Raw genomic sequence first — 15,392 nt, 5'->3', positions numbered from 1 at the left:
TATTCATAGTATAATCGATTATTAAAAAAAAATCAAATAAAATCAAATAAAATCGAAGAAAATAAAAATATTAAAAGCAAAGTATAAGCATTTAAAAAAAGTAAAAATTATGTTAAAATGTACAAGTGAAAATGTGTAGTATGAAGGACGGAAAAGTGAAGAAGAAAAAGAATTTAACTATAAGCGAAAAAAGAATAAGAGCAAACGAAAACAAAAAGAAGATAAATATACTTGAATTAATTGTAAGTTCTATACTAGTCTTAGTCTTACTAGTAACAGACTTTTTAAAAAGTTCTCTACAACTTAATTCAGGTGTAGTTAATACAATGTTATTAAAAATAAATGGATTTTTCCATATATTATTTGGGTCTATGTACTATTTTCTAATACTAGCCTTAGTAGTGATAATAATTAGCATAATTGTAGAAGAAGAAATTTCACTATCTAAAAAGATTTTCTATATTATCTTTTCAGTATTACTTTCTTCATTTATGACTATTAGTAAAATAGATGTAAGTTCAGAACAAAGTTTAATAAAAGCAGGACAAAAATTGTTAGAATTTGGATTTTCTAAAGGTGGTGCAGGATTACTTGGAGCTGTAAGTTCAATCCCCTTATACTTCCTGAGTAATAATGTGGTATACAAGTTATCACTTTTAATTCTTTCTATTGTTTTTCTTTTCTTAGCTTTCTCAAGAGTAATATTCCTAGGGATTAGTATAGTAGTTCAGACACATAAATACTTTAATTCAGAAGAATACTTAAAGAAAAAACAAATATTAGAAGTTAAAAAGAAGTTAGAAAGAGAAGAAAAAGAAATATTAGCAAAAGAAAGAGAGAATAAGGTAAAAAATGTAATAATAACCTTATCTAATGAAAGCTTTGACAAGAAGATATCAAAAAAACCTAAGGAAAGTTACTTTGATAAAACTGAATATTATTCAAAAGAAGAATTAGAAGAACAACAAAAAAAATGGGATGAATATATAAAGAACAAGGAAAGAATACAACAAGCTGAAGATAGTATAAAAAAAGAAGAAAAAGAAGAAGAAGTAGTAGCAGAAGAAACAGAAGTATTGACAGAAGTAGAAGAAAAAACAGAACCAAAACCTGTACAAAAAGAAGTTAAAATAGAAAAAATCGACGAGGACTTAAAAAAATCAATAGAAGAAGTTTTTGAGTATAAGAAGGTCGATGAAAAAGAAAAATTAAAAATGAAGCAAGAGATAAATGAAAATATACAAAAACTAGAAAAAGTTTTAAAAGAATTTGGTGTTGATGCAAAGGTAGTTGATTATGCTACTGGACCTACAATAACTCGTTATGAAATTACAATACCAACAGGTGTTAGGGTTAATAAGGTGACACAATTATCTGATGAAATATCTATGTACTTAGAAGCAGAAAGTGTAAGATTTGAAGCACCTATACCAGGTAAGTCAACAATAGGTATTGAAACACCTAACAAGATAAAAGAAAATGTATATTTCTCAAATTTAATACATGATAAGGCACTAGAACAGGGAGAATTAAGCGTTGTACTAGGTAAGGATATTATTGGTAGGGATAAGATAATAGATATTGCTAAAATGCCACATTTACTAATTGCAGGTCAAACAGGATCAGGTAAGAGTGTTGCGATAAATACAATAGTATCTACATTGATTTCTAAGAAAAGTAGTGATGAAGTTAAGTTTATACTTGTAGATCCTAAGATGGTAGAATTAATGCCATATAATGGTATACCACATTTACTAGTTCCAGTAATAATAGACCCAGAACAAGCGGCTATAGCTTTAAAATGGGCTGTATCTGAAATGGAATTAAGATACAAAAAATTAGCAGAATTAGGAATTAGAAATATTAAGTCATATAATAGGCTTGTAAAGCATGATAAAATGCCATATATAGTAATAATAATAGATGAATTAGCAGACCTTATGATGGTTTCAGCTAATAGTGTTGAAACTTCAATAGCACGTATAGCTCAAAAAGCAAGAGCTGTAGGTATACATTTGATAGTAGCAACTCAAAGACCATCAACAGATGTAATAACTGGTATGATAAAAGCAAACTTACCAAGTAGAATATCATTTGCACTAAGATCACAAATAGATTCAAGAACAATATTAGATCAAGTTGGTGCAGAAAAGCTATTGGGTAGAGGAGATATGCTTTTACTTGAAAGTGGAAGCTCAAAATTAGAAAGAATACAAGGAGCATACATATCAGACGATGAGGTTGTTAACTTAACTACAGTATTAAAATCTAAAAAAGAAGCTGTATACAATATGGATATATTAACACCTACAGAAGATGAAGAAGATCAAGATCCATATTACTCTAAAGCTTTGGAACTAGTAGAAAAAGCTGAAGATAAGATTTCAATATCTTTACTACAAAGAGAATTGAAAATAGGATTTAATAGAGCGTCAAGAATAAATGAAGAGTTAAAAAATAACGGTGTATTAGATGATAGTGGATATAAAATAATATAGTGGGAGAATAAAATGAAGATATTAAAACAATTAAAAAAGATTAAGAACACAGTTTTTAAATCAAGAGTTTACAAAGAAATAGGTATAGACTTAGGTACTGCAAATACAATAATTTACGTAAAAAATGATGGTATTTTAGTTGATGAACCTACATATGTTTCAAGAAATATTAAAACAGAAGTAGTTGATAAAATAGGAAATGATGCTAAGAGAATAGCAGGAAGAAGACCTAATTTTATTGAAATAATTCGTCCATTAAAAAATGGTGTAATATCAAATTATGAAATGACTGTAAAAATGCTAGGTGATTTTTTAGAAAGAATAGGAAAAGATGCAGTACTACAAGGTAAGGCTATAGTCTGTGTTCCAAGTGGTGTAACACAAGTAGAAAAAAGATCATTTTTCAATGTTGTAAGTGATTTAGGTATAAAGGAGGTATATTTAGTAGAAGAACCTATAGTAGCAGCTATAGGTGCAGGAATAGATATATTTGAACCTAAAGGACATTTAATAGTAAATGTTGGTGCAGGTACAACAGAAATAGCTTTTGTTGCATCAGGTGGAGCATCAAAGTCTGAATCAATAAAGATTGCTGGAGATGATTTTGATGCTGATATAATAGAGTTCATAAAAGATCAATATAGTATAATAATAGGAGAAACTTCAGCTGAAAAATTAAAAATATTAGCAACTTCAGCACCGACAGATAAAGAAGAAATAACAATAAAGGGTATGGGTACAGCAAATGGACTACCTCAAGAGTTAGTAATAGTTGGTAGCCAAGTTGATGCAGCTATTAAGAAAAATATTGATAAAATAGTAGAAAAGATAAAGATAGCATTAGAAGAAATAGAACCAGAAATATCAGCAGATATTTATGAAACAGGTATATATTTAACTGGTGGAGGTGCAAATATACGCATACTAAAACAAAGAATAGAAGAAGAATTCAAATTAAAAGTTACTATTTCAGAAGATCCTATTCATACAGTAGTTAATGGTATGGCACGTATATTTGACGATTTTGATAAATATGGGAATATAATAGTACCACAATATATGGAGTATTAGAATGGATTTAAATGAAATAGAGGCAATAATTTTCTTGTCAGATAAACCTGTTCCTATAGACGAATTAGCAGATTTTTTGAATAAGACTGTAGAAGAAACTAAGACCCTTCTATTAGACTTAAAAGAAAAAAGAGAAAATACAGGTATTAATTTAGAAATAAAGGAAGAAATGGTAAAATTTGTAACCAATCCTAACTGTGGTAAGGCAATACAGGATTTCTTCAATCCTACTGTAAAAGTAAAAAAGTTGTCAAAATCTAGTATGGAAACCCTTACAATAATAGCTTTTAAAGGTCCAATTACTAAATCAGCAATAGAAGATATTAAAGGTGTTAGTGTAGATGGAAGTATACAAACATTACTTGAAAAGAAATTAATATATGCTAGTGGTAGAAAAAAGAGTTTAGGAAATCCTAAACTTTATGAGGTTACAGAAAATTTCTATGGCTATGTTGGTATAGAATCAAAAGAAGAATTATTTAACATGGAAAAAGCTCAATGGTTGAAAGAGTATAAGGAGGATAATATTGAGGATAAATAAATATATAGCTCTATCAGGTTTTTGTTCTAGAAGAAAAGCTGATGAGTTAATAGATATAGGTAGAGTAACGATAAATAAGAATGTTGCGAAAAAAGGTGACGAAGTAAGAGAAAATGATATAGTTAGAATAGATGGTGAAAGAGTTCGTGTAAAACTTGACCAATACGAGTACTATATCCTAAACAAACCCAAAAGAGTAATTTGTTCTAATGAAGATAAGTTTGGAAGAGTAACAGCAGTTTCACTAATTAATTCAAATAAAAGACTATTCACTTATGGAAGATTAGACTATTTAACAGAAGGGTTAATAATAGTAAGTAATGATGGAGATTTGTATAATAAGATAATGCATCCAAGACAAAAATTATACAAAAGCTATATCGCTACTATAGACAAAGAAATAACAGAAGATCACATAGAAGCCTTATCACATGGAGTAGTAATAGATGGTGTAAAAACAGCACCAGCTAAGGTTAAAGTATTAACTAAGACAGAAGTTAGAATTGCAATATTCGAAGGTAGAAATAGACAAATAAGAAAAATGTTTGAGGTTTTAGGATATTTTGTTAAGAGTTTAAAGAGAGTTAAAGTTGGAGAATTAACTCTAAAAAACTTAGAAGTAGGCAAGTATAGAAAATTAACAAAAGATGAAATTGAATATTTAAAGAAGCTATAATCACGATTGGAGATATATATGTTAAGTAGAGAAGAAGTATTAAAAATAGCTAAATTGTCAAAATTAGAATTTAATGAAGAAGAATTAGTTGATATGGAAAAATCATTAAATGAAATTTTTGACTATATTAAGCAAATTAATGAAGTAGATGTAACAGGGGTAGAACCTTTATACAATGTTCTTGAACTTAAAGATAGAACAAGACAAGATATAGTAAACAACACAGAAAAAAAAGAAGATTTCTTAGCTAATGCACCTAAGAAAGATGAAGAATTTGTAATTTTACCAAAGATAGTTTAATGGAGGTGTGAGAATGAAAATATATGATTATTGTGCAACAGAAATAGCTAAAATGATAAAAGAGAAAAAGCTAACTTCTAGTGAAGTAGTAGAAGAATTATCTGAAAGAATTGATAGAGTAGACGATAAAATAGGAGCATATGTAAGTTTAAATAAAGATAGTGCATTAGAATTTGCAAAAGAATTAGATAAACATGAACCTAATTCAAAACTTTATGGAGTGCCAGTTGCTCTAAAGGATAATATAGTATCATATAAGGAAAAAACAACAGCAGCTTCAAAGATATTAAAAGATTATGTAGGTACATATGACGCAACAGTAGTTAAAAGAATGAAAAAAGCAGGAGTAATACCTTTTGGTAAGGCTAATATGGATGAGTTTGCTATGGGGTCATCAACAGAAAATTCAAGTGTAAAAAATGTTTCTAATCCTTTTGATTTGGAAAGAATACCAGGTGGTTCAAGTGGTGGATCAGCAGCAATGGTAGCAGCAAAAGAAGCATATATAGCATTAGGATCAGATACAGGTGGTAGTGTGCGTCAACCAGCCAGTTTATGTGGTGTAGTTGGATTAAAACCTACTTATGGAAGAGTATCAAGATATGGATTAATGGCATTTGGATCTTCATTAGACCAAATAGGAGTACTTGCAAGAAATACAGAAGATATAGCTGGGTTACTTGAAATAATAGCAGGATATGATGAATTAGATCCTACAACTTCTGATATACCAGTACCAGAATATACAAAGCTATTAGATAAAGAACTAAAAGACTTAGTTATAGGTTTACCAAAGGAATATTATACTAAAACACTAGATAAAGATGTATTAGATAGCATAAATACAGCAATAGAACAATTAAAAAAAGAAGGAGTTAAATTTAAAGAAATAAGTTTACCTCATACAAAATATGCAATCTCTACATACTATATCATCTCTTCAGCAGAAGCTGCATCTAATCTTGCAAGATATGATGGAGTTAGATACTGTGATAGAAAGTCTAATGAATCAGTTGAAGATATGTATGTGAAGACAAGAACACAAGGTTTTGGTAAAGAAGTAAAAAGAAGAATAATGATAGGAAATTATGTACTATGTTCAGGATTCTATGATGCATACTACAAAAAAGCTTCACAAATAAGAAGACTAATAAAAGAAGATTTTGAAAAAGCCTTTAAAGAAGTTGACTTAATTTTAACACCAACTTCACCAGTTACAGCAACTAAAAAAGGTGAAAAGATATCAGATCCATTAACTATGTATTTATCAGATATATACACAGTTTGTGTAAGTATGGCAGGGTTACCTAGTATCTCAGTTCCAACTGGTATGAAAAATGGACTTCCTGTAGGTATGCAATTAATAGGAGACTATTTCAAAGAAGATTTAATACTAAATGTATCAAATGTATATGAAAAAATTAGAGGACAAATAGAATATCCAGAAATGGAGGAAAAATAATGAATTACGAATCAGTAATAGGTTTGGAAGTACACGTACAATTAAAGACTAAATCTAAGATTTGGTGTAGTGCAAGTGCAGAATATGACGAAAAAGAACCAAATACTTGTATAACACCTACTTGTGTTGGTGAACCAGGTGCACTACCAAAATTAAATGATGAAGTTTTAAATTATGCAATAAAAGCAGCACTTGCATTAGGATGTGAAATAAATAAATTAAGTTTCTTTGATAGAAAGAACTATTTCTACCCTGATTCACCAAAGAATTATCAAATAACACAATTTTTTAAACCATATGCTGAAAATGGTAAATTAAAAGTAAAGACTAATAGTGGTAAGGAATCAGAAATTACAATAGAAAGAATACAAATAGAAGAAGATACAGCAAAGAGTATACACTTATCAACAGAAAGTTTACTTAATTTTAATAGAGCTTCTATGCCTTTACTTGAAATAATAACTACACCATGTATAAAAAATTCTGAAGAAGCATATGCATATTTAACTACACTAAAAGAAAGAATAAAATACACAAAAGTTAGTGATGTAAGTATGGAATTAGGATCATTAAGATGTGATGCTAATGTTTCTGTAAGAAAAGTGGGAGAAAAGAAGTTAGGAACAAGAACAGAAACTAAAAATTTAAATTCATTTAAGGCAGTTGCTAAGGCTATTGATTATGAAATAAGTAGACAAATAGAAGTAATAGAAAATGGTGGAAGAGTAGTACAAGAAACAAGACTTTGGGATGAAGAAAATGGAGTTACAAGAACCATGAGATCAAAGGAAGATGCTATGGATTATAGATACTTCCCTGAACCAGACTTACCACCAGTAGTAATAAGTGATGAAAGATTAGAAAGAATAAAAAAGACTATGCCTGAATTTTCTGGTGAAAAATTAGTTAGATTTATGAAAGAGTACAAAATACCTGAATTAGAAGCTATACCTCTAACAAATGAACCAGAATTAGCAGACTATTTTGAAAATGTTGTTAAATTAACAAATGATCCAAGACTATCATGTAACTGGATACTAACAGAAGTATTAAGAGTACTAAAAGAAAAAAATTGCAATATAGATGAGTTTACAATAAGAGAAGATAGACTAGCAGAGTTAATAAACCTAATTAATGATAAGACTATAAGCTCAAAGATTGCAAAAGAAATATTTGAAAAAATGATACAATCAGATTTAACACCTAAGAAAATAGTTGAAAAAGAAGGATTAGCTCAAATAACAGATATGAAGGCTATAGAAGCCCTAGTAGATGAAGTAATAAAGAATAATAAGGAGTCTGTAGAAGATCTAAAAGCAGGTAAGGATAGAGCAATGAAATACTTAATGGGTCAAGCTATGAAGTTATCTAAAGGTAAGGCAAATCCAAAACTTGTTACAGATTTAATATTAGAAAAGTGTAAATAGGTAAAAATATGAAATTAAAAAATAAAATAAGTGCTATAGGACTTTACAGCTTTGTTGTTTGTTTTATGATATTAATAATTTTATGTAAACTAGTTTACCTTCAAATAAGTTCAGCAATAGATGGTGGTAGAAAAAAGATTGATGAAAAGAGATTTGAAGTTGAACAAATATATGCTAAAAGGGGTAGTATATACTCAAATGATAATCATAAATTAGCCTTTGACGTTGAAAAATATGATATAACTCTTGACCCTATGAATTTGGATGATAAGTTTGTATCTGATATATCAAAAATATTATCAAAATACGTAGGTAAATCAAAAGAAGAAGTTGAAAAGGCAATAAGAGATACCAAACTTAAGAAAAAGCATTTTTATGATTTCAAGATAGAAATAGACTATACCTTAAAAGAAAAACTAGTTAAGGAAATTAGTGACTATAAAAAACAAAGCAAAAAGTCTGGAAAAGGTAGAGTTATAGGTAAATGGATATTTTATCAACAAAAATCTGAAAGATACACAGTTGTAGGTAATGAGTTTGAGTCAGTTATAGGTTTTTTAAATAAAGAAGGGAAGCCAGTATACGGAGTTGAAAACTCATATGATAAGTACTTAAGAGGTGTACAAGGTAAGGTTAAGGTATATAAACCTGCAACAGATACGTATAAGGAGTACACATTACAATCTTTAATAGAAGATAAGGTATTACAAGAACCTAAACCAGGTAATAATGTATACTTAACTATAGACAGTGTTATGCAATATGGGTTAGATGAAATATTGGAAAAAGCATATGAAGATAGTAGTGCACAATCTGCTATGGGTATATTAATGGAAGCAGATACAGGACGTATTATTGCTATGGATTCATATCCTAAGGCTACAAATAAGTCGGAAATAAAGAATAGACCTATAACAGACCTATTTGAACCAGGTTCAATATTTAAGCCAATAACAGTTTCAATAGCTATGGAACAAAAGTTAATAAATAAAGATACAATAATACACTCAGATGGGTATGTTAAAGTTAAAGATAGAATAATACATGACCACGATTCAAGTACAAGAGGAGATCTTACAATAACTAAGATAATAACTCACTCAGGTAACGTTGCAATGGTAAAGATAGGTCAACTTATGGACAGTAATATCTTCTATAATTACTTACATAAATTTGGTTTATCACAAAAAACAGGTATAGATACTTCATTTGAATCATCAGGTAGACTATTCTCATTAAAATCATTTACTGAAGTAAGAAAGTCAAATGTATCATTTGGACAAGGTATATCTATGACTCAATTACAAATGCTAACAACACTAAATGCTACAATAAATGGTGGAAAACTTTTAAAACCATTTATTGTCGATAGGGTAGTAGATGTTAATGGAAATGTAGTTTTGCAGAATAAGACACAAGTTCTATACACTCCAATATCAGAAGCAACTTCAGCACAAATAAGGGAAATTCTTGAAAATGTTGTTACATCAGGTACAGGTAGAGGTGTAATAATACCAGGTTATAGAATAGGTGGAAAAACAGGTACTGCTCAAAAAGCAGGACCTAGAGGATATGAAAAAGGAAAGTATTTCTCATCATTCTTCGCATTTTTCCCAGCAGATAAACCTAAATATTCTGTGTTAATAACAATAAATGAACCTCATGGAGCATATTATGGTGCGGCAGTAGCCCTACCTCCTGCAAGAGATTTATTAGAAAAGCTCATAAAATATAAAGGAATAGAACCTTCATATATACCAGATATAGAAGAAAGAAATAAGAGTGATAATATAGTAGTTGCTAAAAATACAAGTAAACCTCGTGATTTAGGATTGATTAATTTGGATCTTCAAAATAAGATGATGCCAGACTTAAGTGGTTTAAGCTTAAGACAAATAATATCATTGTCATCATATAAAAAATATAAAAATATAAAATTTAAAGGTCATGGAAAAGTAGTAAGTCAAAGCGTTAAGTTAGGTACTAAGATAGATGAAAATACACCAATAATAATAGAATTAAAGTAGGAGAACTATGTACTATAATATTCAATTAAAAAAAATGAATATGCTATTCACATACCAAAGTGATGAAGAAATAAAGCTTGGAACATACTGTGTAGTTGACTATAATAACAAAAAAATGGAAGGTATAGTAGTTGAGAAAGTAAATGTATTAAAAAAAGAGTTTAATATAAAGAGCATAGAAAAAGTGCTAGATAAAAGACTAGATGAAAAGCTTTTTTCGCTAATGCAATTTATACACAACTACTATATCGAACCATATGGTAATTTACTTAGTATAATAGAAAAACCAGAAAAAAAAGAATGTGAAGATATAAAAGCGAATAACACAAAAATAGAAGAAGTACATTTAAGTGATGAACAACAAAAAGTATATTTGGATATAGTTAATTCTAGTAAGACAGTACATCTAATAAATGGTGTAACTGGTAGTGGTAAGACACAAATATATATTAAGTTAATACAAAAAGCTTTAAAAGAAGATGGCAGTGCCATACTATTAGTTCCAGAAATAACACTTACAAGTCAATTAAAGAAAAATTTGGAAAAGGCACTTGGTCAAAATATTGCCTTATGGCATAGTAAATTAACTAAGAATGCAAAGATAAAGTACTTTAATCTCATAGAAGAAAAGAAAATAAGGGTAATTTTAGGAGCTAGATCTGCAATATTTAGTAATCTTTCTAATTTAAAGTATATAATAATAGATGAAGAGCATGAAAGTACATACAAACAAGATGAAGCACCAAGATATCATGTAAAAAACGTTGCAATAAAAAGGGCATTACTTGAAAATGCAAAGGTGGTATTAGGTTCTGCAACTCCTTCATTCGAAACTATGTATCAGGTGAAAAATAAGGATATAGAAGAGCATATATTAAAAAATAGATATAATGGAGCAAAATTACCTGAGTACATAGTAAAAGATATTAGCGAGGAAAAAGATTTTTTAACTGATGAATTAATAGAAAGAATTAATGAAAAATTAAAAAATAAAGAACAGGTAATACTATTACTTAATAGAAAGGCATATTCAATAATCTTAAAGTGTAGAGACTGTAAAAAAAATATGGAATGTGATATATGTACTTTTAGTCTAACGTACTATAAAAACAACATTCTAAAGTGCAATCAATGTGGTAAGACATATAAAATGATTACAAGATGTAAGTACTGTGGTAGTGAGAAGTTAGAAAAAAAAGGTACAGGTACAGAAAAGTTAGAGGAAAGATTAAAAGAAATTTTTGATGAGGATAGAATATTAAGAATGGATGCAGATTCTATGACAAGTAAAACAAAAATAGATAAAGCTTACCAAGATTTTTTGAATAATAAGTATGATATTCTAATAGGAACTCAAATATTAGCAAAAGGATTTCACTTTCCAAATGTTACTTTAGTTGGTATACTAAATGCTGATCAAATGCTATCATATCCAGATTATAGGGCATATGAAAGAAGTTATCAGTTAATAGCACAAGCCTCAGGTAGATCAGGTAGAGAAGGGAAAAAAGGACAAGTTTTCATTCAAACATATGATAAAGATTCAATTCTAATAAAGTCTATAATCACCAATGACTATAACCTAATATATGAAGAACAAATGAAGCTAAGAGAAAAATTGGGTTATCCACCATATAAGAAACACATAAAAATATTATTTACCGATACAAATGAAAATAGACTTAATAAAATAGCTAGTAGTTGTTATCAATATATTTTGAATAAACTAGGGACTTATGCTAAAATATATCCTGTGGCAAAGTGTATGGTATATAAGGCAAGTAAGAGATATAGAGTTAATGTAAACATACTATATGACAGAAAAAATGATAAGGTAATAAAGAAAATTATTAGAAAATTAATAGAAAATAGAAATAGGATAGTTACAAGGATATTAGTAGATGTAGATCCGAATAATATGCTATAGAAAGGAAAAGAAGTGAATATACAAGTTTATGAAGCAAAAATTTTAAGAACAAAGTCAACACCATTAGAAAAAGAAGAGATTAATGATGAATTAAGAAAAACTTTAGATGAAATGGTTGAAACTATGAGACTTGCAAATGGTGTAGGTTTAGCGTCTAATCAAGTTGATATAGACAGAAGATACTTTGTATTGGAAATAGATGAAATAGTAAAAAAATGTATAAATCCAGAAATTTTAGAAATATTAGATGACAATGTTGAAATGGAAGAAGGATGTTTATCTATACCAGGTATATTTAAAAGAGTCGCAAGACCTAATAAGATAAAGGTTAGATATTTAGATGAAAACGGTAATGTTGTTGAAGAAGTTATGGAAGGATTATGGGCAAAAGCTTTCCAACATGAAACAGATCATATAAATGGTATGATGTTTATAGACCGTTTGTCACCAATAAACAAGAGTCTAATAAGAAAGAGATTAGAAAATATAAAAAGACATTCAAAACCAAGAGAATTCTAAGGAGGGATAGTAGTGATAAGAACAATATTTATGGGGACACCAGAATTTAGTTTGGAATCTTTAAGATATCTATATGAAAATACAGATTTGCGTCTTGTCGTTACTAAAGAAGATAAGATAAATTCTAGGGGGAATAAGATAAATTATTCGCCAGTAAAAGAATTTGCGATAGAGCATAATATAGAATATTTACAACCAAAAAGTTTGAAAAATGATGAAACTTATGAATATATAAAAAGTTTTGAACCAGAATTGATAGTAGTCGCAGCTTATGGTAAAATTATACCAAAAAGATTAATAGATTTACCAAAATATGGTATAATAAATGTCCATTCATCAATTCTGCCAAAATATAGAGGATCATCACCAATACACCATGCACTTTTAAATGGTGATAAAAAGACAGGGTTAACAATAATGTTAATAGATGAAGGATTAGATACAGGAGATATATTAGAAGTAGAAGAAGTTGATATAGATGAAAAAGATAATTTAGCTACATTAACTGAAAAATTATCTAATATGTCTTATGGCTTATTAGACAAAACAATTAAAAAGATTTTGTCAGGTACAATTACAAGAACTAAGCAAGATGATGCAAAGGCTGTAGTTGTTAGTTTAATAAAAAAATCTGATTGCCTTTTAGATTTCAATTTAACAAAAGAACAAATATACAACAAGGTAAGAGCATTTAATCCAACACCAACAGCATATATATTAAAGGGTAGTGAACATATAAAGGTATATGAGGTTGAAAAAATATATAAAGAATATGAAGGTAAAATGGGACAAGTAGTTGAAATAACTAAAAAAGGTCCTATTGTAAAATGCTTGAATGGGGCTGTAAGATTAAAAAGTGTAAAATTTGAAGGTAAAAAAATACAATCAGGTGCAGATATAGTAAATGGTAGAAAAGTTTTACTAGGAGATGTTTTTTATGGAAAAGAAAGTTGATTTTACATCGAAAGATATTTCAAGTCGCATGGTAACAAGAATAACAGAATATTTAACTATTTTGTATGAAGTAAGTAAGTATGAAAAGAAAATTAATTCTTTAGATCTTGCTATAAAAATGGATAGTACAGCAGCACAAGTTAGGAAAGACTTATCAACATTTGGCGAATTTGGTGTAAGAGGCAGAGGATACGATGTCGCAAAGCTAATAGAAATACTTGAACATATTTTAGGTATAGACAAGAAGAATAAATTGATACTAGTAGGTTATGGTAAGATGGGATCTATGTTAGTATCTAATAGTGTAGTACTAGGTAAAGGGTTTGAAATAGTAGAAGTTTTTGATAAGGACAAAGAAAAAATAGGACAAAAAACAGAAGGTCTTGATATAATTGTAAAAGGTTCAGATGAAATGGATGAATATATAAGAAAATACAATATAAATCAAGCAATACTAGCTGTTAATAAGGAAGAAGCACAAGCAGTTGCAAAACAACTTGTAAAAAGTGGTATAAAGGGTATATTAAATTTAACTGCATTTAAAATAGAATTACCTAGAGAAATCGCAGTAATTTCTGTGGATATATCAGCAAAACTTCAAGAATTAAATTTCTGGCGTAGACATATAGATATAAACAAAAAAGGAGAATAAGATGGAAATAGGGATAGGCCTCATATTAGCAATATCCGTTATATTAAACATATACTTAATAGTTACACGGATAAAACAGGAGAAGACTGTCAGTATGTTAGAAGAGAAAGAAGAGAAAACTGAAGAAAGTAATGTGGAATTGAGCTCATCAACAGTTAAAGAAATAATGACACCTAGAACATCTATTTATGCTTTGGATAAAGACCAAACATTGGAGGAGAATATAGACAAAATAATAGAACAAGGTTTCTCTAGAATACCAGTATACAAAGAAAGCATAGATGATATTCGAGGGATTTTGTATTTAAAAGATATAATAAATGTTGATAATAAGCAAAAAATTGAAAAATATATGAGAAAGGCCATGTATGTTCCAGAAACAATGAACATCTCAAAATTATTTGAAGATTTTAGAATCAAACAAAACCATATGGCTATAATCATAGATGAATATGGTGGTACATCAGGTATAGTTACAATAGAGGATATACTAGAAGAATTTGTTGGAGATATACGTGATGAATATGATGTTGAAGCAGATAGTATAGTTAAGATATCAGATAATATATATGATGTATTAGGTGAAACAACAGTTGACGAAATTGATGAAGAAATTAATATATCTATTCCTTTATCTGAAGAATATGAAACAATATCAGGGTTTGTGCAATATAAGTTAGGGCAAGTTGCTAAGGAAAATGATCAAGTAACACTGGATAAATATATAATAAAAGTTATGAGTGTAGAAAATAAAAGAATCGTCAAGGTAAGAATAATACTTTTAGACGAAGAGGGAGAAAAAGATGACTAAGTTAGAAAATGAAAAATTAAGCAGTATGATTAGAACCATACCTAATTTTCCAGAAGAGGGAATACTTTTTAGAGACATTACAACAGCACTTAAGGATAAACAAGGGTTAAAGCTAATTATAGACGACTTCATAAATAGATATAAGAATAAGGGAATAGATTATGTGTTAGGAGCAGATGCAAGAGGCTTCATTTTTGGTGCAGTTATTGCCTATGAAATAGGTGCAGGATTTGTTCCAGCTAGAAAATTAGGTAAGTTACCAGCAGAAACAATAAAGGCTTCATATGAATTAGAATATGGTAAAAATACTATAGAAATACATAAGGATGCAATAACAGAAGGATCAAATGTATTAATAGTAGATGATTTACTTGCAACAGGTGGTACAGCTGAAGCAATGGTAAAATTAGTTGAAAGTGCAAAAGCAAATATATATGAATTAGCATTTTTAATAGAATTAAAGGACTTAAATGGTAGAGAAAAACTACATAATAACAAGGTTTACTCAATATTAAAATATTAGAAGG

General features: G+C 28.8%; 14 protein-coding genes. All 14 read left to right on the top strand.

Features of this window, described 5'->3' with window-relative positions:
- The first annotated feature begins 140 nt into the window (after positions 1-140).
- The 14 genes from IMK15_RS03965 to IMK15_RS03900 all read left to right on the top strand — a co-directional run bounded on the left by IMK15_RS03965 (position 141) and on the right by IMK15_RS03900 (position 15,388).
- The gene (locus IMK15_RS03965) at positions 141-2,498 is read left to right on the top strand and encodes a DNA translocase FtsK (RefSeq protein WP_192941974.1); all 2,358 of its coding nucleotides are present in this window, start codon (positions 141-143) and stop codon (positions 2,496-2,498) included.
- Between the two features lie 12 nt (positions 2,499-2,510).
- Positions 2,511-3,569 (top strand): rod shape-determining protein, encoded by a 1,059-nt coding sequence (locus tag IMK15_RS03960; RefSeq protein ID WP_046329184.1) that lies wholly within the window; start codon positions 2,511-2,513, stop codon positions 3,567-3,569.
- 1 nt (position 3,570) lies between these two features.
- A complete protein-coding gene (gene scpB / locus IMK15_RS03955; protein WP_192941973.1) occupies positions 3,571-4,110 on the top strand; it encodes an SMC-Scp complex subunit ScpB in 540 nt (179 codons plus the stop codon).
- Positions 4,097-4,786, top strand: a complete 690-nt coding sequence (locus IMK15_RS03950) for a pseudouridine synthase (RefSeq protein ID WP_192941972.1) — start codon at positions 4,097-4,099, stop codon at positions 4,784-4,786. The genes scpB and IMK15_RS03950 overlap by 14 nt, the downstream gene beginning before the upstream one ends.
- 18 nt (positions 4,787-4,804) lie before the next feature.
- Positions 4,805-5,086, top strand: coding sequence for an Asp-tRNA(Asn)/Glu-tRNA(Gln) amidotransferase subunit GatC (gatC, locus tag IMK15_RS03945; RefSeq protein WP_046329181.1), 282 nt, complete (start codon positions 4,805-4,807; stop codon positions 5,084-5,086).
- A gap of 13 nt (positions 5,087-5,099) precedes the next feature.
- Positions 5,100-6,548 carry an Asp-tRNA(Asn)/Glu-tRNA(Gln) amidotransferase subunit GatA gene (gene gatA, locus IMK15_RS03940; protein WP_192941971.1) on the top strand — a complete coding sequence of 483 codons (1,449 nt, stop codon included), beginning with the start codon at positions 5,100-5,102 and terminating at the stop codon, positions 6,546-6,548.
- Positions 6,548-7,975, top strand: a complete 1,428-nt coding sequence (gene gatB / locus IMK15_RS03935) for an Asp-tRNA(Asn)/Glu-tRNA(Gln) amidotransferase subunit GatB (RefSeq protein WP_192941970.1) — start codon at positions 6,548-6,550, stop codon at positions 7,973-7,975. The genes gatA and gatB overlap by 1 nt, the downstream gene beginning before the upstream one ends.
- 8 nt (positions 7,976-7,983) lie before the next feature.
- Entirely contained in the window at positions 7,984-10,002 is a 2,019-nt protein-coding gene (locus IMK15_RS03930) for a penicillin-binding protein (protein ID WP_192941969.1), read from the top strand.
- Positions 10,003-10,009: 7 nt separating this feature from the next.
- The gene (gene priA / locus IMK15_RS03925; RefSeq protein WP_192941968.1) at positions 10,010-11,929 is read left to right on the top strand and encodes a primosomal protein N'; all 1,920 of its coding nucleotides are present in this window, start codon (positions 10,010-10,012) and stop codon (positions 11,927-11,929) included.
- A 12-nt stretch (positions 11,930-11,941) separates the two neighbouring features.
- Positions 11,942-12,448 carry a peptide deformylase gene (def, locus tag IMK15_RS03920; protein WP_192941967.1) on the top strand — a complete coding sequence of 169 codons (507 nt, stop codon included), beginning with the start codon at positions 11,942-11,944 and terminating at the stop codon, positions 12,446-12,448.
- Positions 12,449-12,460: 12 nt separating this feature from the next.
- Positions 12,461-13,402: a methionyl-tRNA formyltransferase gene (gene fmt / locus IMK15_RS03915; protein WP_319016685.1), complete on the top strand. Its 942-nt coding sequence runs from the start codon at positions 12,461-12,463 to the stop codon at positions 13,400-13,402.
- Positions 13,386-14,054: a redox-sensing transcriptional repressor Rex gene (locus IMK15_RS03910; protein ID WP_046329175.1), complete on the top strand. Its 669-nt coding sequence runs from the start codon at positions 13,386-13,388 to the stop codon at positions 14,052-14,054. Before fmt ends, IMK15_RS03910 begins: the two co-directional genes overlap by 17 nt.
- Positions 14,055-14,148: 94 nt before the next feature.
- Positions 14,149-14,865 carry a hemolysin family protein gene (locus tag IMK15_RS03905; protein ID WP_192941966.1) on the top strand — a complete coding sequence of 239 codons (717 nt, stop codon included), beginning with the start codon at positions 14,149-14,151 and terminating at the stop codon, positions 14,863-14,865.
- Entirely contained in the window at positions 14,858-15,388 is a 531-nt protein-coding gene (locus IMK15_RS03900; RefSeq protein ID WP_046329174.1) for an adenine phosphoribosyltransferase, read from the top strand. Before IMK15_RS03905 ends, IMK15_RS03900 begins: the two co-directional genes overlap by 8 nt.
- The last annotated feature ends 4 nt before the right edge of the window (positions 15,389-15,392 follow it).

The sequence above is a fragment of the Sneathia sp. DSM 16631 genome (assembly GCF_014892235.1).
Taxonomy (GTDB): Bacteria; Fusobacteriota; Fusobacteriia; order Fusobacteriales; family Leptotrichiaceae; genus Sneathia; species Sneathia vaginalis.
The sequence above is the reverse complement of the archived record's forward strand: the minus strand, read 5'-3'. Positions and strand labels throughout refer to the sequence as shown.

Coding starts and splice junctions, on each gene's coding strand:
- IMK15_RS03900 (WP_046329174.1), top strand. CDS start 14,858: ATGACTAAGTTAGAAAATGAAAAATTAAGCAGTATGATTAGAACCATA.
- gatB (WP_192941970.1), top strand. CDS start 6,548: ATGAATTACGAATCAGTAATAGGTTTGGAAGTACACGTACAATTAAAG.
- IMK15_RS03910 (WP_046329175.1), top strand. CDS start 13,386: ATGGAAAAGAAAGTTGATTTTACATCGAAAGATATTTCAAGTCGCATG.
- gatC (WP_046329181.1), top strand. CDS start 4,805: ATGTTAAGTAGAGAAGAAGTATTAAAAATAGCTAAATTGTCAAAATTA.
- gatA (WP_192941971.1), top strand. CDS start 5,100: ATGAAAATATATGATTATTGTGCAACAGAAATAGCTAAAATGATAAAA.
- scpB (WP_192941973.1), top strand. CDS start 3,571: ATGGATTTAAATGAAATAGAGGCAATAATTTTCTTGTCAGATAAACCT.
- IMK15_RS03965 (WP_192941974.1), top strand. CDS start 141: ATGAAGGACGGAAAAGTGAAGAAGAAAAAGAATTTAACTATAAGCGAA.
- IMK15_RS03960 (WP_046329184.1), top strand. CDS start 2,511: ATGAAGATATTAAAACAATTAAAAAAGATTAAGAACACAGTTTTTAAA.
- IMK15_RS03905 (WP_192941966.1), top strand. CDS start 14,149: ATGTTAGAAGAGAAAGAAGAGAAAACTGAAGAAAGTAATGTGGAATTG.
- IMK15_RS03930 (WP_192941969.1), top strand. CDS start 7,984: ATGAAATTAAAAAATAAAATAAGTGCTATAGGACTTTACAGCTTTGTT.
- priA (WP_192941968.1), top strand. CDS start 10,010: ATGTACTATAATATTCAATTAAAAAAAATGAATATGCTATTCACATAC.